Annotated in this window: 20 protein-coding genes and 1 riboswitch; of the genes, 16 read left to right on the top strand and 4 right to left on the bottom strand. The window is 40.2% G+C overall.

Going from position 1 to position 22073, the window contains the following annotated elements; translation table 11 throughout:
- The first annotated feature begins 93 nt into the window (after positions 1–93).
- The 8 genes from ftsY to ubiA all read left to right on the top strand — a co-directional run bounded on the left by ftsY (position 94) and on the right by ubiA (position 7553).
- Entirely contained in the window at positions 94–1344 is a 1251-nt protein-coding gene (ftsY, locus tag FH976_RS05410) for a signal recognition particle-docking protein FtsY (RefSeq protein WP_194089889.1), read from the top strand.
- An 82-nt stretch (positions 1345–1426) separates the two neighbouring features.
- A complete protein-coding gene (gene ftsE, locus FH976_RS05405) occupies positions 1427–2101 on the top strand; it encodes a cell division ATP-binding protein FtsE (protein WP_190332055.1) in 675 nt (224 codons plus the stop codon).
- The gene (ftsX, locus tag FH976_RS05400; protein WP_194089945.1) at positions 2091–3065 is read left to right on the top strand and encodes a permease-like cell division protein FtsX; all 975 of its coding nucleotides are present in this window, start codon (positions 2091–2093) and stop codon (positions 3063–3065) included. The genes ftsE and ftsX overlap by 11 nt, the downstream gene beginning before the upstream one ends.
- Positions 3066–3375: 310 nt before the next feature.
- Positions 3376–4230 (top strand): RNA polymerase sigma factor RpoH, encoded by an 855-nt coding sequence (gene rpoH / locus FH976_RS05395; RefSeq protein WP_194089888.1) that lies wholly within the window; start codon positions 3376–3378, stop codon positions 4228–4230.
- Between the two features lie 553 nt (positions 4231–4783).
- Positions 4784–5107 carry a thiosulfate sulfurtransferase GlpE gene (gene glpE, locus FH976_RS05390; protein ID WP_194089887.1) on the top strand — a complete coding sequence of 108 codons (324 nt, stop codon included), beginning with the start codon at positions 4784–4786 and terminating at the stop codon, positions 5105–5107.
- Between the two features lie 70 nt (positions 5108–5177).
- Positions 5178–6005 carry a rhomboid family intramembrane serine protease GlpG gene (glpG, locus tag FH976_RS05385; RefSeq protein WP_194089886.1) on the top strand — a complete coding sequence of 276 codons (828 nt, stop codon included), beginning with the start codon at positions 5178–5180 and terminating at the stop codon, positions 6003–6005.
- A 103-nt stretch (positions 6006–6108) separates the two neighbouring features.
- On the top strand, positions 6109–6654 hold the full coding sequence (locus FH976_RS05380) for a chorismate lyase (RefSeq protein WP_194089885.1): 546 nt from the start codon (positions 6109–6111) through the stop codon (positions 6652–6654).
- Positions 6655–6698: 44 nt separating this feature from the next.
- Positions 6699–7553, top strand: a complete 855-nt coding sequence (ubiA, locus tag FH976_RS05375) for a 4-hydroxybenzoate octaprenyltransferase (RefSeq protein ID WP_194089884.1) — start codon at positions 6699–6701, stop codon at positions 7551–7553.
- A 94-nt stretch (positions 7554–7647) separates the two neighbouring features.
- On the opposite strand, the gene plsB is transcribed toward ubiA, so the two are convergent.
- Positions 7648–10083, bottom strand: coding sequence for a glycerol-3-phosphate 1-O-acyltransferase PlsB (gene plsB, locus FH976_RS05370; protein ID WP_194089883.1), 2436 nt, complete (start codon positions 10081–10083; stop codon positions 7648–7650).
- Between the two features lie 278 nt (positions 10084–10361).
- Between plsB and lexA the strand changes: the two genes are divergently transcribed.
- The 3 genes from lexA (at position 10362) to dinF (ending at position 13449) form a co-directional block, all read left to right on the top strand.
- A complete protein-coding gene (gene lexA, locus FH976_RS05365; protein ID WP_194089882.1) occupies positions 10362–10985 on the top strand; it encodes a transcriptional repressor LexA in 624 nt (207 codons plus the stop codon).
- Positions 10986–11122: 137 nt separating this feature from the next.
- Positions 11123–11971 carry a class I SAM-dependent methyltransferase gene (locus tag FH976_RS05360; protein ID WP_194089881.1) on the top strand — a complete coding sequence of 283 codons (849 nt, stop codon included), beginning with the start codon at positions 11123–11125 and terminating at the stop codon, positions 11969–11971.
- A 128-nt stretch (positions 11972–12099) separates the two neighbouring features.
- On the top strand, positions 12100–13449 hold the full coding sequence (gene dinF / locus FH976_RS05355) for an MATE family efflux transporter DinF (RefSeq protein ID WP_194089880.1): 1350 nt from the start codon (positions 12100–12102) through the stop codon (positions 13447–13449).
- An 85-nt stretch (positions 13450–13534) separates the two neighbouring features.
- Here dinF and sthA read toward each other — a convergent pair whose 3' ends face one another.
- Complete coding sequence (sthA, locus tag FH976_RS05350) at positions 13535–14935, bottom strand: Si-specific NAD(P)(+) transhydrogenase (RefSeq protein ID WP_194089879.1); 1401 nt, start codon at positions 14933–14935, stop codon at positions 13535–13537.
- A gap of 237 nt (positions 14936–15172) precedes the next feature.
- Between sthA and fabR the strand changes: the two genes are divergently transcribed.
- Positions 15173–15790 carry an HTH-type transcriptional repressor FabR gene (gene fabR / locus FH976_RS05345; RefSeq protein ID WP_194089878.1) on the top strand — a complete coding sequence of 206 codons (618 nt, stop codon included), beginning with the start codon at positions 15173–15175 and terminating at the stop codon, positions 15788–15790.
- Positions 15791–15874: 84 nt separating this feature from the next.
- Here fabR and trmA read toward each other — a convergent pair whose 3' ends face one another.
- Positions 15875–16981, bottom strand: a complete 1107-nt coding sequence (gene trmA, locus FH976_RS05340; RefSeq protein ID WP_194089877.1) for a tRNA (uridine(54)-C5)-methyltransferase TrmA — start codon at positions 16979–16981, stop codon at positions 15875–15877.
- A 169-nt stretch (positions 16982–17150) separates the two neighbouring features.
- Positions 17151–17391, top strand: a riboswitch (cobalamin riboswitch).
- Positions 17392–17426: 35 nt separating this feature from the next.
- Between trmA and FH976_RS05335 the strand changes: the two genes are divergently transcribed.
- From FH976_RS05335 to murI, 4 genes are all read left to right on the top strand, one after another.
- Complete coding sequence (locus tag FH976_RS05335) at positions 17427–19319, top strand: TonB-dependent receptor domain-containing protein (RefSeq protein ID WP_194089876.1); 1893 nt, start codon at positions 17427–17429, stop codon at positions 19317–19319.
- A 73-nt stretch (positions 19320–19392) separates the two neighbouring features.
- Positions 19393–19938 carry an ATP:cob(I)alamin adenosyltransferase gene (locus tag FH976_RS05330; RefSeq protein WP_194089875.1) on the top strand — a complete coding sequence of 182 codons (546 nt, stop codon included), beginning with the start codon at positions 19393–19395 and terminating at the stop codon, positions 19936–19938.
- A gap of 7 nt (positions 19939–19945) precedes the next feature.
- Complete coding sequence (locus FH976_RS05325; RefSeq protein WP_194089874.1) at positions 19946–20608, top strand: Dph6-related ATP pyrophosphatase; 663 nt, start codon at positions 19946–19948, stop codon at positions 20606–20608.
- A 55-nt stretch (positions 20609–20663) separates the two neighbouring features.
- Entirely contained in the window at positions 20664–21464 is an 801-nt protein-coding gene (murI, locus tag FH976_RS05320) for a glutamate racemase (RefSeq protein WP_407701630.1), read from the top strand.
- On the opposite strand, the gene FH976_RS05315 is transcribed toward murI, so the two are convergent.
- Positions 21427–21882: an RNA recognition motif domain-containing protein gene (locus FH976_RS05315; RefSeq protein WP_190332071.1), complete on the bottom strand. Its 456-nt coding sequence runs from the start codon at positions 21880–21882 to the stop codon at positions 21427–21429. The two genes, murI and FH976_RS05315, sit on opposite strands and share 38 nt — an antisense overlap.
- Positions 21883–22073 lie beyond the last annotated feature (191 nt).

Raw genomic sequence — 22073 nt, 5'->3', positions numbered from 1 at the left:
CCGTAGTTTGTTATTATTAAACCAATGGCTATGAATGATAGCTTTTCCATATTATTTCATCACTTTTATATAGATGAGCGCTAGGATTTCCCGATGACAGGTAAAAAGAAACGCGGTTTACTTTCATGGTTAGGTTTTGACGATGAAGAAGATAAAAAAAATGCAGTAGTCGAATCAGAAACGAATGAATCATCAGAACCGAAAATTGATGAGCAATCCTCATTAGAACCCGATTCTTTAGCTCAAGATGTACAGACTGAATCAGAGGGAGAATCGGAATCTCAACAAGAAGGCGAACCGGATACTGATCTTGAGCCAGCAGAGTCGATCTTACAAGATGCTGAACCTGTTTCTATAGAGTCGAATGATCATGAAGCGAAAGAGCTGGAGAGCAGTCGAGTTCAAGAGCAAGTGAAACCAACAGAAAGCTTTTTTGCTCGCTTAAAGCGCAGTTTGCAACGTACGAAACAAAATATTGGCGCCGGTTTCTTTGGCTTATTCAAAGATAAAAAAATCGATGAAGATTTATTTGAAGAATTAGAAGAACAATTATTAATTGCTGACGTTGGCATGAACACCACCAGTAAAATAATTGCTAGCCTTACCGAAAAAGCATCCCGCCAAGATTTGAAAGACGGTGAAGCCTTATACGGTATCTTAAAACAAGAAATGGCCGATATTTTAGCCGAAGTTCAGCAGCCATTAGAAATTGATACAAGCAAGAAGCCGTATGTAATTTTAATGGTTGGTGTAAATGGTGTAGGTAAAACCACCACCATTGGTAAACTAGCTAAGCAGTTTCAGTCTCAAGGTCAATCCGTCATATTAGCGGCGGGAGATACTTTTCGCGCGGCCGCAGTCGAACAGCTGCAAGTATGGGGACAACGCAATGATGTTCCAGTTATCGCGCAACATACCGGCGCAGACAGTGCTTCTGTTATTTACGATGCAATTGAAGCGGCGCGTGCTCGCGGAGTTGATGTGGTGATTGCCGATACGGCTGGTCGTTTGCAAAACAAAAGTCATCTGATGGAAGAGTTGCGAAAAATTGTACGTGTTATGAAGAAAATTGACGATTCAGCCCCCCATGAAGTGATGTTAACGCTAGATGCGGCAACCGGTCAAAATGCGATTAGCCAGGCGAAATTATTTAGCGATGTTGCACCAGTGACAGGAATTAATTTGACGAAGCTGGATGGTACGGCAAAAGGTGGAGTGATTTTTGCCTTGGCCGATCAATTTAAAATTCCAATTCGTTATATTGGTGTGGGTGAAGGTATTGATGATTTACGTCCATTCGATGCACATGATTTTATTGAAGCATTGTTTAGCCGAGAAGAATAGTTTAGTCGGAAAATAATAGCCGCGAAGCGTAGATACTTGCTAAGAATCGAAAGCACGACATGCCAGTGACTGAGGGAAATAAATGATCCAGTTTCAACAAGTGAGTAAAGTATATCGTGGTGGGCATCAAGCACTACAAAAGGTTAACTTTGAACTGCATAAAGGTGAAATGGCGTTTCTAGGAGGTCATTCTGGAGCGGGGAAAAGCACTTTACTTAAGCTCATCTGTGCGATTGAACGTCCAAGTGATGGTAAGATTTTATTTAATGATCATGATATTAGCCGAATTAAAAGTGGAGATATTCCCTTTTTACGCCGTAATATCGGGATCATTTTCCAAGATCATAAGCTCTTAATGGATCGAACTGTCTTTGATAACGTGGCGATGCCAATGAGAATTGAAGGTGCGTCTGAAAATGAGATTAAACGTCGGGTTTCAGCGGCTCTTGATAAGATCGGCATGTTGGATAAAGCACCTTGCTTACCGCGTCAGTTATCTGGTGGTGAGCAGCAACGCGTTGGGATTGCTCGCGCGGTCGTAAATCGCCCACGTTTATTATTGGCCGATGAGCCAACGGGTAACCTTGATCATGATCTTTCCCATCAAGTGTTGCGGTTGTTTGAAGAGTTTAACCGTGCCGGTGTTTCTATTATTTTAGCTACGCATGATCTGGAATTGGTGAATAGCCGCCCTCAATATCGTCGTCTGGAATTGAATCAAGGTTTCTTAAGTGAGGTTGATCGTTATGGTCAGTAAGTCCGTTAAGGCGATGAATAAAGGCAAAACTAACAAAGCCAGGCCAAAATCTGAAGGTTTTTTTAGAACTCATATCAAACAAGCCAAAGAATCTTTTAATAGCTTAATGCAGCGCCCAATGGGGACAATTTTAACCATTACCGTAGTGGCGATGTCATTGGCATTACCGGCTATTTTTTATACCGCCGGTAAGAATATTGCCACTTTAGCGCAAGATATGAGTAGTGCTTCTCAAGTGAGTGTTTATTTTAAAGAAGGCACACCAGAAGCTCGTTTAATGGTATTAAAAGATGAAGTCGAAAGTTGGCCAGATGTTCAATCGGTACAATACATTTCTTCGCAACAAGGATTAGAAGATCTCAGCCATTTTGCTGGTTTAGAGCAAGCGATGTCCTTGTTGAGTGATGCTGCATTACCGCCCGTTTTAGTTATTTTACCAAAGAGTGAATCACAACAAACTGATATTGTGAAATCGATGGCGCAAAAACTGCAGCGTGAAAATGGTGTAACTGATGTTCGTATGGATGAAGATTGGTTCTCACGACTCGATGCGATTAAGCACCTTGCTTATATTGTGTCATGTTCGTTTGCGGTTTTAATGTTGGTGTCGGTATTCTTGATTGTTGGCAATACGCTACGCTTTAATGTCTTAGCCCATAAAGATGAAATTCAAGTGATGAAGCTGATTGGTGCAACCGATCGCTTTATTTTGCGTCCTTATCTGTATACGGGATTATGGTTAGGCTTGATTGGCTCGGTAACTGCGTGGGTGCTTACTGTATTTGTTACCTTATTAGTCAGCGGCGCAGTGGATAGTTTATCTGAGTTATACGATAGTCACTTCAGCCTGATGGGCTTAGGTTGGGATGAAAGTGTTCTATTATTGATGATAGGTTCAATATTAGGGTGGGGCGCGGCCAACTTGTCAGCGCGTAAACATCTAAAAGAAATTGAACCTGTGTAAAGTTTAGCGTTCTAATGTGTATAGAAACTCGCGGCCTCTGAAGAAATTCAGAGGCCGATTTTATGGATATTTACGCGTGAGGAGCTGATGTGTTCACAGCCTTTGTTTGTAGTACGTCGCAGAATGTTTTAAGCCGATCATACATATTTTATCTTGGCTTTTATTTATTAGATTGATCGACTTGCATTCAAAGTTTTTAATATGAATAATAGATCCCCCCTTGAAGCTGGTTAGGTTTAGGTCCAGAATAGATGGGTTAAATCGAAGTAAATCTCTAGTTTTGTATTAATGAGAGAAAACGAGGAATAGAATGTCTAACGCATATCCAATGGCTTTTGTCACCAAAGATAGTCTAGATAGTTACATCCGAACGGCAAACAGCTACCCAATGCTGAGCGCTGAAGAAGAGCATGACCTAGCTGAGCGCTTACATTATCACGATGAAATTGATGCTGCCAAAGGTCTTATTTTATCTCACCTACGATTCGTTGTTCATGTTGCTCGTGGTTACTCTGGTTATGGTTTACCTTTAGCGGATTTGGTTCAAGAAGGTAATATCGGCTTGATGAAGGCGGTTAAACGTTTTAATCCTGAGGTTGGTGTTCGCTTGGTTTCTTTTGCAGTTCATTGGATCAAAGCTGAAATCCATGAATATGTATTGCGCAATTGGCGTATCGTCAAAGTGGCAACGACTAAAGCACAACGTAAATTATTTTTTAATCTGCGTAAGTCAAAAAAACGTTTAGGTTGGTTTAATAATGGTGAAGTAGAAACGGTCGCCAAAGAGCTTGGAGTTTCACCAAAAGAAGTTCGTGAAATGGAATCTCGCTTAGCGGCGCAAGATCCTACTTTTGAAGCGCCATCAGAAGATGACGATGTCGTTTCATCATACACCGCTCCAGTATTGTATCTTGAAGATAAACATTCTGATCTGGCTGAAAGTGTTGAAGCTGAGAACTGGGAGCAGCATACTACGGGTCGTTTAGGTCATGCGATGGCAACACTAGATGAACGTAGTCAGCATATTGTTCGCTCTCGTTGGTTAGAAGATCAAAAATCAACGCTACAAGAATTAGCAGAAACTTACAGCGTATCGGCTGAGCGTATTCGCCAGCTAGAAAAAAATGCGATGAAGAAATTAAAAGCCGCAGTCGGTGAGTTTTAACTATTAATCTGTTTTAAATGGATCGTATGAGTTAATATTTTTAAAGAGCCAAGATCATTTGATCTTGGCTTTTTTGTTGGATCAAAATCAATGATCCAAAAAGAGATCAGATCGAATCGGTTTCTGTGGATAAATGTGTGGGGAACTTATGTGTCGATTAAGATCAAGATACACAATATATAGGGTATGTCGGGTTTTATAAATGTGAGTAAATTTAAGCTTACCCACACTTAGATCAGGATCCTCACTACATGTTGTGGATCTAAATTTAAAAAACCACGTTATCAACGTAATTCACAGCTTTATCCACAGTTGATTATAAAGTAAACAAAAAAGTATCCTCATTTTTTCTCTGTCTAAGTTTACTGTGGGATACGTTATACTGCTGCCCGGTTTTGATGCATGTTGGGCTTTATCATATCGCACTTCTGTACCTGTATTACTTGGGGCTGTATCTTGGGTGGCTAGGTGACTGAAACTTCAATAAGTTTGGGTATCGACATTCACTATTCAGTTATTATTGATTGAATATTTGCAATATAAAGGAAGAAAAATGGACCAGTTTCAGCATATTAGCGTTGAGCAAGCGCAGCAGTTATTAACAAGCCAATCGACTGTGTTATTTGATATTCGTGATCCACAGTCTTTTGCAGTTGCACATGCTTTACCGGCTCAACATCTAACGAATGATACGATGGTTGGTTTGCTAGAAGAGGTTGAGTTTGATCAGCCCATTTTAGTCATGTGTTATCACGGCGTGAGTAGTCAGGGTGCGGCGCAATATTTAGTGAATCAAGGTTATGAAGAAGTGTATAGTGTTGATGGTGGTTTTGAGGCTTGGCAACGAGCAGATTTACCACAGCAAAAAATGGCTTAAAGCTTAAGCCAAAAGAATTGATTTCAGAATATAGATGTATCGAAATTCGTTATTAGCAGTAGGTTGTCGCATGATTCGTTTGGTTTCTATTAATAATCCCCGTGTTGCTCAAGCCTTTATTGATTATATGGCTTCTCGCCAAATTACCATTCAAATGCTGCCAGAAGGTAATGGTCAGTTTGCTTTGTGGTTAAAAGAAACCGAACACCAAGTCGAAGTTGAGGCTGAGTTGTCGATGTTCTTCGATAATCCTAACGATCGAAAATATCAAGCGGCATCTTGGCAAGTAGCGGATACTCGCACTCAGAAATTTAATTATCACACCCCAAGTATTATGGCGATGGTAAAAGCCAAGGCAGGTCCGTTGACCTTGGGCGTGATGGTGATTTGTGTTGTTATTTATGCGCTGCAATTTTTAGGGTTAGGGACGCAAATTTTTCAAGCGTTACACTTTCCGGCTGATCCTAAGCAAGAATGGCAAATATGGCGCTGGGTATCTCATGCCTTTTTACATTTTTCAGTTGCCCATATTGCGTTTAATATTTTGTGGTGGTGGCAATTTGGCGGTGATATCGAGAAAAAATTGGGAAGTGGTAAATTACTGCAGATCTTTTTAGTCTCTGCTGCTTTATCGGGCGCCGCTCAGTACTGGGTTGGTGGTGCTAACTTTGGTGGTTTATCTGGAGTTATCTACGCTTTAATGGGCTATTTATGGGTCGTGGGTTGGCGTTTACCTGAAAAAGGTGTTTCAGTTCCACGTCCTTTGGTGATTTTCATGTTGGTTTGGTTGGTGCTTGGCTTTATTCAACCTGTCATGGCCATTGCGAACAGTGCGCATTTTGCGGGTTTACTTGCCGGTTGTTTATTGGGTGCCATTGAGCCTAAAAAAAGCGCTTAAACATAATGGTGAGGACGTATTCTTGGCCTTACCCATATTTTCTATTTAACCGACTTGGTACAATACGGTTCGGTTTTGATTAAAACGTATTAATTGACTAGCTATGATAAAACAAGATTATTCTCATAATTTTAAAAGTTTAAACGATATTGATTGGCAACGTGACGATGCTTTCGATTTTTCCGCCTCATTGGACTCGAGTTGGCTACTTGAACAGGGATCGCTGTCGCGTTTGTTTTTGCAACATTGCCAAAAATTAAGTGCGCATGTGGTGCAAAATATTCGTATTGAAGCGGATCAACTGACGGATTTTCAACGCTGTATGATTGGTGATGAAGCGTGCCTGCTACGTGAAGTTGTTCTGGCGGCGGATGATGAGGCATGGTTATTGGGAAGCACGTTGATCCCAATTTCGTCCCTGAGTGATGCCCAGTTTGATTTAGCCAAACAAGGTACTGTTCCTCTAGGTTTAACCGTATTTCAAGCTCAAGAAGTGAAGCGTAACGGTTTGCATTTAGGGATGTTAGATACCGATTTAGGGCACTTGGCCGCCCGATGCTCTCGCTTATGGATGAACGATAAGCCGATGCTTGTGACGGAGTTATTTTTACCACGGTCACCGATTTATCGAATAAATTCAGTGAAATAAAAATGATTGTTAATGGATGTTGTGTAAGAGGGATGTCGTTATAAATGAACATAGTTAAGGTTCGCGCATTTTGGCAACTAACACGAATGAACCGACCGATTGGTTCATTATTGTTAATGTGGCCGACATTATGGGCATTATTTCTTGCCAGTGATGGTTTGCCACAATGGGATATTTTGGTGGTATTTGTTTTAGGTGTATTTTTCATGCGTTCGGCAGGTTGTGTGATCAATGATTATGCTGACCGAAAATATGATGGCCATGTAAAGCGCACCAAAGCCCGTCCTATCCCATCGGGTTTAGTGAGCCCTAAAGAAGCATTAGTATTGTTTTTTGTGTTGGTTATTGCTTCGTTCTTATTAGTTTTGAGTATTAATGCGCTCACCATTGAGCTTTCTTTAGTTGGTATCGTATTAGCGTTTATCTATCCTTTTATGAAGCGCTTTACGAATGTACCGCAATTGTTTTTAGGCTTGGCGTTTAGTTGGGCAATTCCTATGGCATGGGCGGCGGAAGCTGGGCATTTGCCGATGGAAGTATGGTTATTGTTTATGGTTAATGTGATGTGGACCATTGCTTATGACACTCAATATGCGATGGTCGATCGTGATGATGATTTAAAGATTGGAGTTAAATCGACGGCAATTTTATTTGGTCGCTTTGATAAGTTGATTATTGGCGCACTGCAATTGAGCACGTTACTATTATTGATGCTATTGGGTTCATGGATGGAACTAGGCTCTAGTTATTATTGGGGCATATTAGTGGCTGCCGTTTTGTTTGTTTATCAACAACGTTTAATCCGAAATCGTAGTCGAGATGGCAGCTTTAAAGCTTTCTTGAATAATAACTATGTTGGAATGATCATAGCGGTTGGTATCGTTATTAGCGTGTGGTAACCGGTCTTAAACGACGATCTTAAAAAAAACCGCGTACCTTATATTGGTTCCTTCAATATAAGGTACGCGGTTTTTTATTATAGATCTGAAAACGTTACTTTATTTTATGCAACACGCTTTCTTGTAAAGTCAGCAAGACTTCTGGAGACAATAATTCGCCAAGTAAATCAACCAGATCTTTGGTCTTGTGTTGGTCATTCTCATTTGTACTCTCAATATAACCTTGTTGCTTTAAGGTTTGGAAGAAAGTAATGAACACGCCTTTATCGAAAAACTCTGGTGCGTTGATGCCATGTAGTCTGCCTAAGCGTTGTGCGATATCTTGGCTCTGCTGCTCCAAACTCGTTTTATCAATATCGGGAATGGCAACCAATTGAGTGAGAGCAATTGCATAACGTTGTAGTGTTTCGACGATGGTGCGCGATAATAATATTAAGGTTTGCACCTGTGTTGGATTGGTCGATAGCTCCCCATTGGTCTCAATAATTAATTGTTGGCGCAATAATTCATCTACCAACTTATTGACTGCACTTTCTAACTCTTGTTCTGAGTGATGTAAGAATAATTCCGCTTTTAAGAAGGGATAAATCAGCCCAATTGCCTGTTGCAATTCTACACGAGAGATCTGCTCTTTTTGAATGATTAGATGAGCGATTAAAGACGGCACAGCAAACAGGTGAATAATATTATTACGATAAAATGTCATCAAAATAGATTGCTGACGATCAAGTGAAATAATATCGCCTTTACTGTCTTGCTCTACTTTAAATTTACCCAATTTTTCAGCGTGTTCCACTAACTCGGCTGCAGTGGCATTGGGTACGGTTGATGTCGCGGTGTATGGCACTTGAGTAAGAAGTGAAATATAACAATTAACCTGTTGTTCCAGTTTATTGCGAGACAGGGCTCTTTGGTTAGACGCGAGCAATGCTGTTGCACATAAAGTAAGAGCGTTAGTCGCCGCGGCATCATTAATATGGGTCATCATTTTATTCGCAAGTTTATTCACCACGGGATTCATCCATTGTGGTTTTTGAGATAAATCTTGCGGATCATTCTCAGTTTTACTTGACCAACCAGGTACTTGTTCATTCAAGTACTGATTTAGGTTAATGGGTTCACCAAAATTTACATAACCTTGTCCAAAATTACGCAGCTTACGAATCGTTTTCAGCACCATACCTGCATTTTCTTTTTCTTTACGCTTTCCAGTCAGCTCCTTGGCGTAAGTTGATACCTCCATAACGTGTTCATAGCCAATGTAAACAGGGACTAAAGTGACGGGACGATTTAAGCCGCGCAACATGGTTTGAATCGTCATTGCGAGCATGCCAGTTTTGGCTTGCAGTAAACGACCGGTACGAGAACGACCGCCTTCGCAGAAAAATTCAACCGAATAACCTTTGGTAAATAGTTCAGCTAAATACTCACGGAAAATAGTGGAGTAAAGTTTATTGCCTTTAAAGGTTCGACGAATAAAGAAAGCGCCGCCACGTCGAAAAATAGGTCCTGCTGGGAAGAAATTTAGATTAACACCGGCGGCAATATGAGGGGGTACCATGCCTTCGTGGTGTAAAACATAAGACAATAGTAAGTAATCCATATGGCTACGATGGCAGGGAACATAAATGATTTCGTGGCCATCTTGGGCTAGTTTTCTAACCACTGACATATTGTTGATATTCAAACCTTGGTACAGCTTATTCCATAGCCAGCCTAAGAATTTAGCGCCCACTTTAATTAATGAGTAAGAAAAATCAGCGGCAATTTCTTCTAAAATATCTTGCGCTTGTTTTTGGGCCTTTTCGTGTGAAATTTTCTTGGATTTAGCTTCATCATCGATCGCTTTCTGAATAGCTGGCGATTTTAATAAACGATTAAACAGAACTTGGCGTTGTGGCAGGCTTGGACCGGATGCGGCAAGTTTTTGACGAGAGAAGTGAATTCGAGCAACACGGGCGAGTTTATGAGCAATGACTTCATCGACACCGTGATTGTCAGCCATATAACGCAGCGAAACAATCGGGCTAAATCGAATTAAACAATCCCGGCCTGAAGACACCAACACTGTGGTTTTTTGGCAAGCACTCATGGCTTCTAAATAAGGTTTCTCTTGACCTTCTTTACCGGGTTTTCTTCCCCATAATACCGACGTAGGCAAAATTTGAATATCGAGTTCGGCATCCTCTTGGTGTTTTGCTAATAGTTCTGAAAATAATAAGACCGATTTTTTAGGTAAAATATTTTTTGCGCCGATTGATGTCCCTTTAGCGGTAATAAAAACAAAGCGATCATATTCTTGTCCGTTAATCGCAAGCGGGGTTAGCGGATTGGGCAAACCTAACGTCTTTGCTTGTGTTTGCAACGAGATTAAGTCGATATCAGAATCAAAAGGTAAGACATAAACAATGGGCTTGGATAAATCGAGTTGTAATTCTTCGACTGGATTGGCTGGTATGGTTTTACCTTTTACCATTACTGAAAGGGGTAACTTGAGAAGTGAACGAGAAATCAAGTGTCCATAAGACATAGCAGAGTGAGCCTCAGAATATATACCCTTTTACTTGGATATAATTTTAGTTAATACGCATCCAAAATAGCAATCAAGAAGACTACTCATGCATTCAATCCGGTCATTCTACCTTTTTCATGATCATTTGGCTTGTTTTGATCAAAGGCTGTGTTATTCAATACGGTATACAAAAAATGTTAACTATTTGTCTAATAATAAAAAATTATGATTTCACTGGCGTTATTATTTTTCACTGTATATACTCACAGTCAACTGTATAAAAAGACAGGTGGAGTATGAAGCCCTTAACCCCTCGACAGCAACAAATTTTTGAGCTGATTAAAGAGAAAATAGACATCACAGGAATGCCACCAACTCGTGCAGAAATTGCTCGTGAGCTTGGGTTTCGTTCTGCAAATGCCGCGGAAGAGCACTTAAAAGCTTTAGCGCGTAAAAATGTTATTGAAATTATACCGGGTGCTTCGCGTGGTATTCGTATTATTCAAACAGAAGCTGAATTACTTGAAGAACAGGGGCTACCTTTGATCGGTCGAGTGGCGGCTGGCGAGCCGATTCTGGCGCAAGAACATGTCGAAAGTCATTATCAAGTTGATCCGAGCATGTTTAAACCTCAAGCGGATTTCTTGCTGCGCGTACATGGCATGAGTATGAAAGATATCGGCATTGTGGATGGTGACTTACTTGCCGTACACAAAACGCAAGATGTTCGAGATGGCCAAGTCGTGGTTGCGCGTGTCGATGATGATGTGACCGTGAAGCGATTAGAGCGAAAAGGTTCTATTGTCTTATTACATGCCGAAAATGAAGAATTTAGTCCAATTGAAGTCGATTTGACTCAGCAACAATTATCTATTGAAGGCATTGCCGTTGGGATTATTCGTAATAATACGTGGATGTAATTTCGTACGTTGATCGTGTGAGCAAGGCCACACTAATCGCTTAAGTGATCATTTCCTCTAAAGGAATGGATTATTTAGCTTGTTAATACAAATGATAATTATTATCATCAGTTAATCTCAACTAAGGAGATTAACTGATGAATTTCCCTCAGCCCGTTTCATCTTCTCATCCTAAGCCTACTGGGCTTGATTCTCTTACTACGCCTTATCAGGTTCCTGCTAATTTATTGCAACCATTATGGTTACGCAGTCGCGAAAGTTTGATTGATAATGGCTTGGTGTATGATCCGATTGCCGCACGAGCTTGCCAACGTTGTCAGTTATCGCAGGCTTGTTTGTCTGGTGATGTCGATCAAAAGCAATTACTTCACGCCACATTAACTCAATTATGCGATATCGAAGTTCGTCAATTTTTAGAACGATTTCCTAATGCTTGGATCATTAATGTTGGAGCTGGGCTCGATACTCGTTTTTATCGCCTTGATAATGGACGTTGTCATTGGATTGAGCTGGATGTAAATGAGAATTTACTGTGGCGACAAAAGTTATTTCATCATAGCGAACGATACAAAATGATATGTGGATCTGTGCCAGATATGGAATGGTTAGAGCAATTAGCCATTCCTGAAAGTGCGCCGATTTTAATTGTATGTGAGCAAGCTTTACTTACTCATCAACGTAATCAAGTTGCTCATTTTATTCAAAAATTAGGGCGTTATTTTACTCATGCTCAAGCTTGTATAGTGTTAGCCGGAGATAAAACTCAATCTTATTGGGGGCGAAAAATGGGCTGCGAAATTTATTCTCATGGTTTAGCTGAACCAGCTAAGAGCGTATTAAATTGGTTACCGTGGATTGTGCGAATTAAAGCTCGATCTCCAATGGATCATAATTGTAAACGCTGGACAATTTGGCAAAGAACGGTGTCTCGATTACCGTTTTTAAAACATCGCTTAACGCCAGTATTAGTGTATTTCCGTTGGTAAGAGTCCACGCTAAGTAAGTGTTCACTGACTTCCATGGTTTGGCATATCTCTTTCTTTTGGTTTGATATCTTTATGCCCACATAAAGCTTTGCTTGGTATACACTAGCCGCTCATCAAGAGAGGTTTCCGTGCTCAGACAACTCCAACATATTTTATCGCAACGCTCTATTCACCAGCAGGTGCTAGTACTCGCTATTCCTATGGTGCTCTCTAATATTACCGTACCTTTACTTGGTCTGGTCGATGCGGCAGTTATCGGTCATCTGGATCGTTCGTGGTATTTAGGTGGCGTCGCTTTGGGTAGCACCATGATCAGTGTGACGTTTTGGTTGCTTGGTTTTTTACGAATGGCAACCACAGGTTTAACGGCACAAGCACAAGGTGAGCAAAATCCTGAGAAATTAGCGAAGGTATGGTTACAGGGAATGCTGGTCGCACTATTGCTGGCGAGTTTGTTTTTATTACTCCATTCTCCACTTGCCGATTTTATTTTCTCTTTTAGCCAAGCCAGTGAAGAGGTAAAGCATTATGGTATGCAATATTTCTCGATTCGTGTTTGGAGTGCACCGGCAGCTTTAGCCAATTTTGTTATTTTAGGTTGGTTGCTCGGCACTCAAAATGCCAAGTCTCCGATGTGGTTAGTCATTGTTATCAATCTCGCCAATATTGTCCTAGATGTATTATTTGTGCTGGTGTTTGATTGGAAAGTTGCGGGCGCCGCTTGGGCGTCGGTATTGTCTGATTACACTGGTTTGGCTCTCGGTTTATTTTTTGTCGCCCGAACGTGGACAAAACAACAATTACCCTCGCTATGGTCACTATTACCCTCCGCTACTCACCATATGGGGCGAATGCTAAGACTGAATAGCGATATCTTTTTACGTTCTTTATGTTTGCAAGCCGTTTTCAGTTTTATGACTTTCCAAGGCGCAGCATTAGGTGATGATGTGGTTGCCGCCAATGCGGTATTAATGAGCTTTTTGATGATGGTGTCTTATGGCATGGATGGCTTTGCTTATGCGATGGAAGCGATGGTGGGCAAGGCAGTAGGGGCAAAAAGCCGTGATCAACTTTTACATTCATTGATTGGTACGTCATTCTGGGGTCTACTTTGTAGCCTTGGTTTAACGTTATTATTTTGGTGTTTTGGTGAAGATTTAATTCGATTAATCACTGATATTAATAGTGTTCAATTGCAAGCGAATACTTACTTACCTTGGCTCATTATTATGCCGATTGTTTCCATGTGGTGCTTTTTGCTTGATGGGATTTTTGTTGGCGCGACTAAAGGCAAAGAAATGCGTAATAGTATGTTGGTAGCGATGCTGAGTTTTTTTGCTTTGTATTATAGCAGTGCCAGCTGGGGCAATCATGCGTTATGGTTTTCGATGGTGATGTTTATGGGCATGCGTGGTGCAGGGTTAGCCTTTATCTTTATTCGACAGTGGAAATCGCAAAGCTTTGTTAAGGTAAACTAAAGCTAAGGTAAATATGAGTAAGGTCAGGTAAAAACAAGGGAGCTAAATTCGCTCCCTTTTGTTTGTCTTTATCTATATTGAAAGTCTAAAACAACCGATTTAAACCATTTAGTGCCGCCACCCGGAAGGCTTCTGCCATGGTTGGATAGTTAAATGTGGTATTCACAAAATACTCGATAGTATTTGCGTTTCCTTTTTGTTCCATTATCGCTTGCCCGATGTGAATAATTTCCGCCGCGCGTTCACCAAAGCAATGAATACCTAAAATAGCCTTAGTTTCTCGGTGAAATAAAATTTTCAAACTACCCACGTCTTTACCCGAAATTTGCGCACGAGCCAAATGTTTAAAAGAGGCGCGACCGACTTCATACGGAACTTTTGTGGCTGTCAGTTCTTGTTCTGTTTTTCCGACTGAGCTAATTTCTGGAATGGTGTAAATCCCGGTAGGAATATCTTCAATTAAGAATTGATCGGCTTGACCTTTTGCAATGGCTTGTGCAACAAAACGACCTTGATCATAAGCGGCGCTGGCAAGGCTTGGATAACCAATAACATCGCCGACGGCATAAACGTGCTCAACATTAGTTTGATAATGCTTGTTCACCGAAAGTTGACCGCGTGAATCAGGTGTTAATCCTACTTCTGGTAGATCTAACGTATCGGTATTACCTGTGCGGCCATTGGCGTATAACAAACAATCGGCTTTCATTTTTTTGCCTGACTGCATATGGACGATCACACCGTCTGCTGTGCCTTCAACTTTTTGATAAGTTTCATCATTGCGGATCACTACACCGCTGTTCCAGAAGTGATAAGACAAAGCATCGGAGGTTTCATTATCTAAGAAGGCTAATAAACGATCGCGAGTGTTGATCAGATCGGTTTTAACACCAAGACCTCGGAAAATAGAGGCATATTCACAGCCGATCACACCCGCCCCATAAATAATAATATGGCGTGGATCGTGTTGCAGATTTAAGACGGTATCGCTGTTGTAAATGCGTGGATGGTTAAAATCGATATCATCAGGTTGATAAGGACGAGAGCCTGTTGCGATAACAAATTTATCTGCACTGTAGTGTTCAGATGATCCGTCTACTTGAGCGACAGAAACTGAATTTGAGCCAGTAAATCGGGCTTTGCCAAAAATTAAGGTGCATTCATTTCGATCGTAAAATCCTTGGCGCAACCGAGTTTGTTTATCAATAACAATTTTGGCATGATCCAAAATATCTGAAAATGATGCAGTTAAACTGGTGTTATTTTTGCAAAATAAAGGATTACTATTGAATTCAATAATACGGCTAACGGCATGACGCAGTGCTTTGGAAGGTATGGTGCCCCAATGAGTACAACCACCCCCAACACTGTTTTCTTTTTCTATTATGGCTACGTTTAACCCAGCCTTGGCCAACCCCATCGCTGCCCCTTCTCCACCTGGACCGCTCCCAATGACGATGACATCAAAGTGTGTTAAATCCTTCATGCTTTACCCTTGTTATATTTCACAACATAATATTTTCACTATATTAACCTATTCATTTTATGGGTAAATGATCCACATGAAAACACATCGGGGGGATCACAAAGATAAGAGGTGTTTATCTCCATTTCGTTGTATTGAAAATGAAATGTTGTTATGGAAGTGGTTGAGGGCTCTATTTGTCGGTATATTGTCTTGATGGTTTTTGGGTTCCGCACGTTAAAATAAGTAGATGGCATTATGGGTATTCGAGCTCAACAGAAAGAAAAAACACGCCGCTCCCTAATTGATGCGGCGTTTGGTCAATTGAGTGCTGATCGAGGTTTTTCTAATTTAAGCCTACGAGAAGTATCAAGAGAAGCTGGGATTGCACCCACTTCCTTTTATCGTCATTTTAAAGATATGGATGAATTAGGGTTGGTTATGGTGGATGAGGGCGGTTTGTTATTACGTCAACTTATGCGCCAAGCTCGTCAACGCATTGTTGCTGAAGGAAGTTTAATCCGGACCTCGGTGCATACTTTTATGGAGTTTATCGAACACAATCCAAATATCTTTCGTTTATTGTTGCGTGAGCGTTCTGGGACATCGGCAGAATTTAGAACCGCTGTCGCGCGTGAGGTGCATCATTTTGGCGCCGAATTAACGGAATATTTCATGAGAACGGGTTTGGAGCGTGAATTTGCGGCTATTCAAGCGGAAGCGGCGGTCACCATTGTTTTTACTTCGGGAGCTGAAGCGTTGGATCTCAATGTGGAAGATAGAAATGCTTTATCTGAACGAATGATTTTACAGTTAAAGATGCTGTCGAAAGGTGCAATGTTAACAAAGAGAAAGTACCGTCAATCTGGTCGTTAATATTTTGCTTAAATTTGAGGGTAGTGATGAAAACACCGACTTTAGGTAAGCTGTAAAGTCGATGTTATTGTTCATTATGAGTGATTATTTACACTCTAAAAATACACCAACCTCCATGTGATGGGTGTAAGGAAATTGATCAAACAAAGCAAAGCGCGTGATATTGTGAGTCTGCGTTAAAATGGCCAAGTTATCTTTCAGGGTTTCAGGGTTACATGAAATATACATAATACGTTCATAACCTTGTACCATTTTACAGGTGCCGTCATCCATGCCCGAACGAGGCGGATCGACAAAAATGGTGTTGCAGTGATAACTGTTTAAATCAATGCCATTATCTTTCAAACGACGAAATTCTCGTTTACCTTCCATTGCGTCCGTAAAATCCTCTGCCGACATGCGAATAATTTGTACGTTATCAATGTTGTTTGCTTTGATGTTGTATTGCGCTGAATCTACGGATGGTTTTGCTAATTCCGTCGCGAGTACTCGATTAAAGTTTTGCGCCAAAGCAAGGGAGAAATTCCCGTTACCACAATAGAGTTCAAGTAAATCACCTTGGCTGTCTTGAGTGCAATCGACCGCCCATTCCAACATTTTCTGCGCCGCAATGCCGTTAGGTTGAGTGAAGCTATTTTCAACCTGTTGATAGATATAAGGCTTACCGTTGACTTGCAGTTTTTCTATCACATATTCGCGATCCATGACGATTTTCATTTTACGAGCGCGACCAATTAAATCTAGGTTAAATCCTTCATCGTTAAGGCGTTGCTTTAAGGCTTGTGCTTGTTGCTTCCATTCTTCATCGAGTTGGCGGTGGTATAACAGCGAAACTAAAATCTCACCACTTAATGTAGACAAAAAATCCACTTGAAACAGTTTATGGCGCAAGCTGTGATTCGGCTTCATTGCATCTAATAGCAGTGGCATTAAATCATTAATAAGGCGGCTAGCCGTTGGGAATTGATCAACACGGTATTTTTCACGAGTTTCTTGGTTAAACATGATGTAATACATGTCTTCACCCTCATGCCATACGCGAAATTCAGCACGCATGCGGTAGTGTTGTTCTGGTGATTCAAAGACTTCGATTTCTGGCGTGGTAAACTCACAAAACATCTCGTCTAGACGTTGCAGTTTGTTGGTTAGTTGTTGCGCATAGCGATCCGCACTGCTGTTTTCAGTTGCCATAAATAAGCCTTTTGATGTTCTTTAAATAGAGATTGGAACAAGGAGCGCAGATTTTATCTATTGCAGCAAAGATGTCCAGTATTGGCTATAAATCATTGCTGACCTGAATAAATGAGAAATACATCATTCATTGCTCTTAATAATAGTGTAGACAAGCCGATCATAGCACTTTAGGATCGGCTTTGCTGGTGACCTCTGTATTTGATTTTATTGAATAAGGAAGGCTGAAAAGGGAATTTGGTGTAAATCCAGAACTGACGCGCAGCGGTGTGAAGAACGAAACTTTCAAGGTTAATGATTAACCGAGACACTGTTTTAGCTTGAACAAAGCAAGATGGGAAGTGGAAAGGAGTAGGTGGTAGCAATACCGAGCTTTAAGTCCGAAGACCTGCCAGCAACGGAGCAAATGCTCGCAATGTTTCTCGCGTTTTAGGATTTATAATAAATGAAAAAAACACTTTTAGCAGCGTCTATTATGTCGCTGTGCACCCCTCTATCTTTTTCATATGCTGCTGAGGCAGTTTTTTCTACAAATAAAGCCAACTCTGAAACTATGGTGGTGACGGCGAGGCGTATGGCTCAGCCGTTAAAAAATGTTATCACTCCTATATCTATCGTAACAAAAAATGAAATTGAAGCGATGCAAGCCAATACTATCGCGGATGTTTTACAGCGGTTACCCGGGGTTAAAGTTATTTCATCAGGTGGTCCAGGACAGATTACGTCCGTATATTTAAGAGGTTCAGCGTCTAACCAAATACTCATTTTATTAAATGGTGTGCGTATTAATAGTGCGACAGCTGGTGGCGCTGATTTTAGTCAAGTTCCATTGACTGCTATTTCAAAAATTGAATTGATTCGCGGTTCACGTGCTGCTCAGTATGGTTCTGATGCAATTGGTGGTGTGCTTAATATTATCACTTCGATTGAAGGACAGGGTAATTCTGCTCAAGTGACAACTGGGATAGGGAGTCATGGGTACCATCAACTTGGTGCTTCGGCTCAAGGCATCAATGATGATGGGGCTTGGATTAAGGTTGCGACTGATGTTAATGGTGCTGATGGTTTTTCTGCTATGACAGAACCAGCTGATCAAGATTCTGATAGTTATAGTAACCAAAACAGCTATATTGAGATTGGTACTCACTTAGATAATCACTGGAAAATAAGCCTACAAGGTTTACTGCATAATGGCGAAAGCGATTTTGATAATGGCGAAAGCGATTTTGATAATGGGTATACAGATTTTAGTACAGGGCAGTATGTCAATAATCCTAATGCTAAATCTAAAGCTCGACAATATAGCATTGCAGGGAAAACGGAATATACCAATCAAGATTATTTTAGTGAATTAACGGTTGCACAAAACCAGGATAAATTAGACACCGGGGATGATAATACACCGGTAAGTACTATAAAGTCTGACCGTATCTCTGTTAATTGGTTTAACCATTATCAAATTAATGGTAACTGGGGGGTTGGGGGAGGGGTGGAGTGGTACCGAGATAATGTTGACAATAGCAGTTCTTCATATACTAAAGATGAGCGAGATAATAAAGCGATTTATGGGACTTCATCTTTGAAAATTGCAGATTGGTTATTTGATGGTAGCATTCGGACAGATGATAATGATAGCTATGGGCGAAATAATACATGGCAAGCCGGTGTAGCTTATGAATTAACATCGAATCTTACTCTCTCAACAAATGTTGGTACTGCTTTCCGTGCACCTACTTTTAATGATTTATACTATCCAGGAGGCGGTAATCCAAATTTAAAACCAGAGGAATCTACCAGTTATGAACTTGGTATCCGAGGCGATTATCAACCCATTAATTGGTATTTTAATGGGTATCATAACAAATTGAACAACCTTATTGCTTGGGCCCCTGACCCCACAGATTCAACGGGAACTAATTGGATGCCTTCTAATGTAGATAAGGCAACCTTGCAAGGTATTGAAATTGGTACGGAGTTTCATACTTGGGCTTTATTCCATGATATCAGCTACGACTACTTAGATTCAGAAGATAAAAAAACAGGAAAACAACTAATATATCGCTCAAAACATAGTGCTAAGTGGAATGTAGGATACACAGCAGATATATGGCAATTAGATATGACGGCTATTTATTATGGTCAATCATATTCGGATGCTAATAACACCCAAAAAGTAGAGGCTTATACTTTAGTCGATTTAGGTACCAGTTATTTTGTGACAGACCAGTTAACCTTAAGAGTAAAGGTAACAAACTTATTCAATAAAAGTTATGTATCAAAAGCGAATTATAATAGTGCAGAGAGAGAGTTTTACTTAAACGCAGCTTATCAATTTTAAATAATAAAAATATACCGCCATCTTTAAGACTAAATACAAAATTAAAGGTGGTGGTTTTTTGTTGGAGACTAAAATGAAACCAGTAGGTAAAGATATTGATGAATTATGCTATCCATTTATTTATGAAGAAAGTCATCGCTGTGATTATGAAATTATTACCGATGAGCTCTGTTCACGAATTGGCTTGGTATTAAGTAAAGATCAGATCCCTGAATTAGTAAAGGATGTCTTATCTCGTTTACAGCCGAATACTTATCACCTAAATGGTTCTGTTAGGGGGAAATTAGCAATTACTGAAGATGAACTCATTGAATTAAAAGCAGACTATGAAAGAATTAAAAAGATCTTGAATGGTGGTAAAAAAGGATTTGTATTACCGGGAGGACATCCTGTCGCATCTGAATTGCATTTATGTCGCTCATTAGGAAAAAAAACGGTTCGTGCTTTAGTTGCGGTTCATCAAGAGGGAAGGCGTGTACCACCAGATGATATTTTATTCCGTTATGCAAATTTAATAACCAATGTATTTTATGCATTAGCTTCTTATACCAATATGGTGCACGGGGTAGAAGAAACGCCTTTTATCAGTAAAAGCTATCCGATGCCTGAAAAAAAATGAATAATATATGAAAAAAGTCATGGTCAGTTGGTCATCTGGAAAAGATTCATGTTTAAGCTTAATTCGATTATTACGGGATCCTACTTATGAAGTGGTTGGCATTTTTACATCGTTTGTGGGTGAACAGGTTCCTTACCAAGTGACTCCTATTTCAGTGGTCGAGATGCAAGCTCAATTAATGGGATTACCATTGATCAAGATTGAACTACCGGAAGTCTTTCCATCAAATGAAATTTATCAAGCATGTATCGTCAATGGACTAAAATCGAGTGAGCTAGAGTTTGATTGCGTTGCCTTTGGCGACATGTTCCATAACGGTATTGCCGATTATCGACGCCGTTATATTGAACCGGCTGGTTGGAAATGCATTTTTCCTTTATTAGGCGATCCAAGTAATCAACTGGCAAAAGAGATTTTAGATGTCGGTATAAAAACCATTTTAGTCACGACTCAAAATGAAATGTTGCCAGCAGAATTTTGTGGACAGTGGTATACCACAAGCTTACTTAGTCAACTTCCTGATAATGTCGATTGGTGTGGTGAGAATGGGGAGTTCCACACTTTGGTGACTCAAGCTCCTTGTTTTACTGGGAAATTACAGCTTAGCCAATTGGACATTGAATCTTTATCGGGTTACTGCCACTTACGCTATCGAGCCGTTATTTCTTAATACATCACAAAGCGGTATGATGGCCCTCTTTATTTGACTTGTAATGGTTAGGCGGATGCAAGCAGAAAAAAATGTGCTGATTTTTGATTCTGGCGTTGGCGGATTATCCGTCTTTAAAAATATCTATGCACATTTACCCCATCTCAATTATATCTATTTATTTGATAATGAAGGCTATCCATATGGGGAGCTTGATAGTGAGGTATTACTTGAGAGAGTAAGTCGTTTGGTCGGAAAAATGGTGACTGAACATAATATAGATTTAGTGGTTATTGCCTGTAACACGGCAAGCACGATAGTCCTACCTCGTCTAAGGCAAGAGCTTAAGATCCCAGTTGTTGGCGTCGTTCCTGCGATTAAGCCTGCGGCAATGATTTCAACAAAAGCCATTGGCCTTATTGCTACACCAGCAACCATCAATCGTCACTATACTCATAACTTAATTAAAGAGTTTGCTCCGCAATCTAAAGTTCATCTACTTGGTTCTACTCGCCTTGTTACAATGGCGGAAGATAAACTGAGAGGTAATCCGGTTAATTGCGATGAATTAAAAGAAATACTTTCTCCGCTTATTAATCAAATTGATGTGGCTGTTCTTGGATGTACGCATTTCCCTCTTTTAAAATATGAGATGCAGGGTGTTTTAGGGAAGGATGTAGTGTTAATCGATTCAGGTGAAGCTATTGCGGTAAGAGTTAGTCGCTTATTAAATCAAAATGTAATAGATAGCGAATTAACAACAAGTGGGTACTCTATATACAGCAGTGCCACGCCTTGGGAAGGAGTGGCACTGAACTTAGGATTGGCTGAATTTGGATTTAATCCAGTTCGGACATTTCCCCTTCCGGGTGTTTAGGATCATTAGCAACACGGACCTTTAAAGTACGTTGCATATAATCTTTTTCATTAAGGTTATTGATAATGCTATCGGTATCTGCTTCAGCAACAACAACAAAACCAAAACCACGTCGCTTACCCGTTCTTTTGTCTTTCATTAAACGAACAGCGAACACTTCACCATACTCGGAAAAAATTTGACGAACATTCGATTCATTTGCTTTATAAGGTAGATTACCGACATAAAGCGTTTGAGTCGAAGCTGTCTCTTTATTCGAAGAGCTTGCTTGTGTTGACGAAGAAGTAGAAAGAATAAGAGTGGTTGCGACAACACCGACTAGAAAGCTAACAATAGGTGAAACATTAAAATAGAAAAATAACACGGCACCTACCACTGCAAGTACCATAACCATCATAATTGATTTTTTTGAGTTCATATTTGAATACTACATATTGAATAAAAGAAAGTTAAGAATACGTCTGTATTAGAACAGACTTGTTGATCTTACGTTTAATAGAGAGTTTTTACCAACTTATTGCTGTGATGTCGCTCAAATGTTTAAATTATAATCAAAAAATAGTGGTTTGATTATAATTTAAACGGTTGGTGAATAAATTGAAAAAAGCC

This window comes from Vibrio hibernica, from assembly GCF_015223435.1.
GTDB classification, from domain to species: domain Bacteria; phylum Pseudomonadota; class Gammaproteobacteria; order Enterobacterales; family Vibrionaceae; genus Vibrio; species Vibrio hibernica.
Note: the sequence above shows the minus strand (reverse complement) of the source record. Positions and strands in the feature narration are given on the sequence as shown.

Bases quoted from the DNA above. Each gene is read 5' to 3' on its own strand.
- glpE (WP_194089887.1), top strand. From the start codon at position 4,784: ATGGACCAGTTTCAGCATATTAGCGTTGAGCAAGCGCAGCAGTTATTA.
- trmA (WP_194089877.1), bottom strand. From the start codon at position 16,981: ATGGCAACTGAAAACAGCAGTGCGGATCGCTATGCGCAACAACTAACC.
- ftsY (WP_194089889.1), top strand. From the start codon at position 94: ATGACAGGTAAAAAGAAACGCGGTTTACTTTCATGGTTAGGTTTTGAC.
- fabR (WP_194089878.1), top strand. From the start codon at position 15,173: ATGGGTATTCGAGCTCAACAGAAAGAAAAAACACGCCGCTCCCTAATT.
- ftsX (WP_194089945.1), top strand. From the start codon at position 2,091: ATGGTCAGTAAGTCCGTTAAGGCGATGAATAAAGGCAAAACTAACAAA.
- ftsE (WP_190332055.1), top strand. From the start codon at position 1,427: ATGATCCAGTTTCAACAAGTGAGTAAAGTATATCGTGGTGGGCATCAA.
- sthA (WP_194089879.1), bottom strand. From the start codon at position 14,935: ATGAAGGATTTAACACACTTTGATGTCATCGTCATTGGGAGCGGTCCA.
- rpoH (WP_194089888.1), top strand. From the start codon at position 3,376: ATGTCTAACGCATATCCAATGGCTTTTGTCACCAAAGATAGTCTAGAT.
- FH976_RS05380 (WP_194089885.1), top strand. From the start codon at position 6,109: ATGATAAAACAAGATTATTCTCATAATTTTAAAAGTTTAAACGATATT.
- plsB (WP_194089883.1), bottom strand. From the start codon at position 10,083: ATGTCTTATGGACACTTGATTTCTCGTTCACTTCTCAAGTTACCCCTT.
- FH976_RS05315 (WP_190332071.1), bottom strand. From the start codon at position 21,882: ATGAACTCAAAAAAATCAATTATGATGGTTATGGTACTTGCAGTGGTA.
- lexA (WP_194089882.1), top strand. From the start codon at position 10,362: ATGAAGCCCTTAACCCCTCGACAGCAACAAATTTTTGAGCTGATTAAA.
- glpG (WP_194089886.1), top strand. From the start codon at position 5,178: ATGATTCGTTTGGTTTCTATTAATAATCCCCGTGTTGCTCAAGCCTTT.
- murI (WP_407701630.1), top strand. From the start codon at position 20,664: ATGCAAGCAGAAAAAAATGTGCTGATTTTTGATTCTGGCGTTGGCGGA.
- FH976_RS05325 (WP_194089874.1), top strand. From the start codon at position 19,946: ATGAAAAAAGTCATGGTCAGTTGGTCATCTGGAAAAGATTCATGTTTA.
- FH976_RS05360 (WP_194089881.1), top strand. From the start codon at position 11,123: ATGAATTTCCCTCAGCCCGTTTCATCTTCTCATCCTAAGCCTACTGGG.
- ubiA (WP_194089884.1), top strand. From the start codon at position 6,699: ATGAACATAGTTAAGGTTCGCGCATTTTGGCAACTAACACGAATGAAC.
- FH976_RS05330 (WP_194089875.1), top strand. From the start codon at position 19,393: ATGAAACCAGTAGGTAAAGATATTGATGAATTATGCTATCCATTTATT.
- FH976_RS05335 (WP_194089876.1), top strand. From the start codon at position 17,427: ATGAAAAAAACACTTTTAGCAGCGTCTATTATGTCGCTGTGCACCCCT.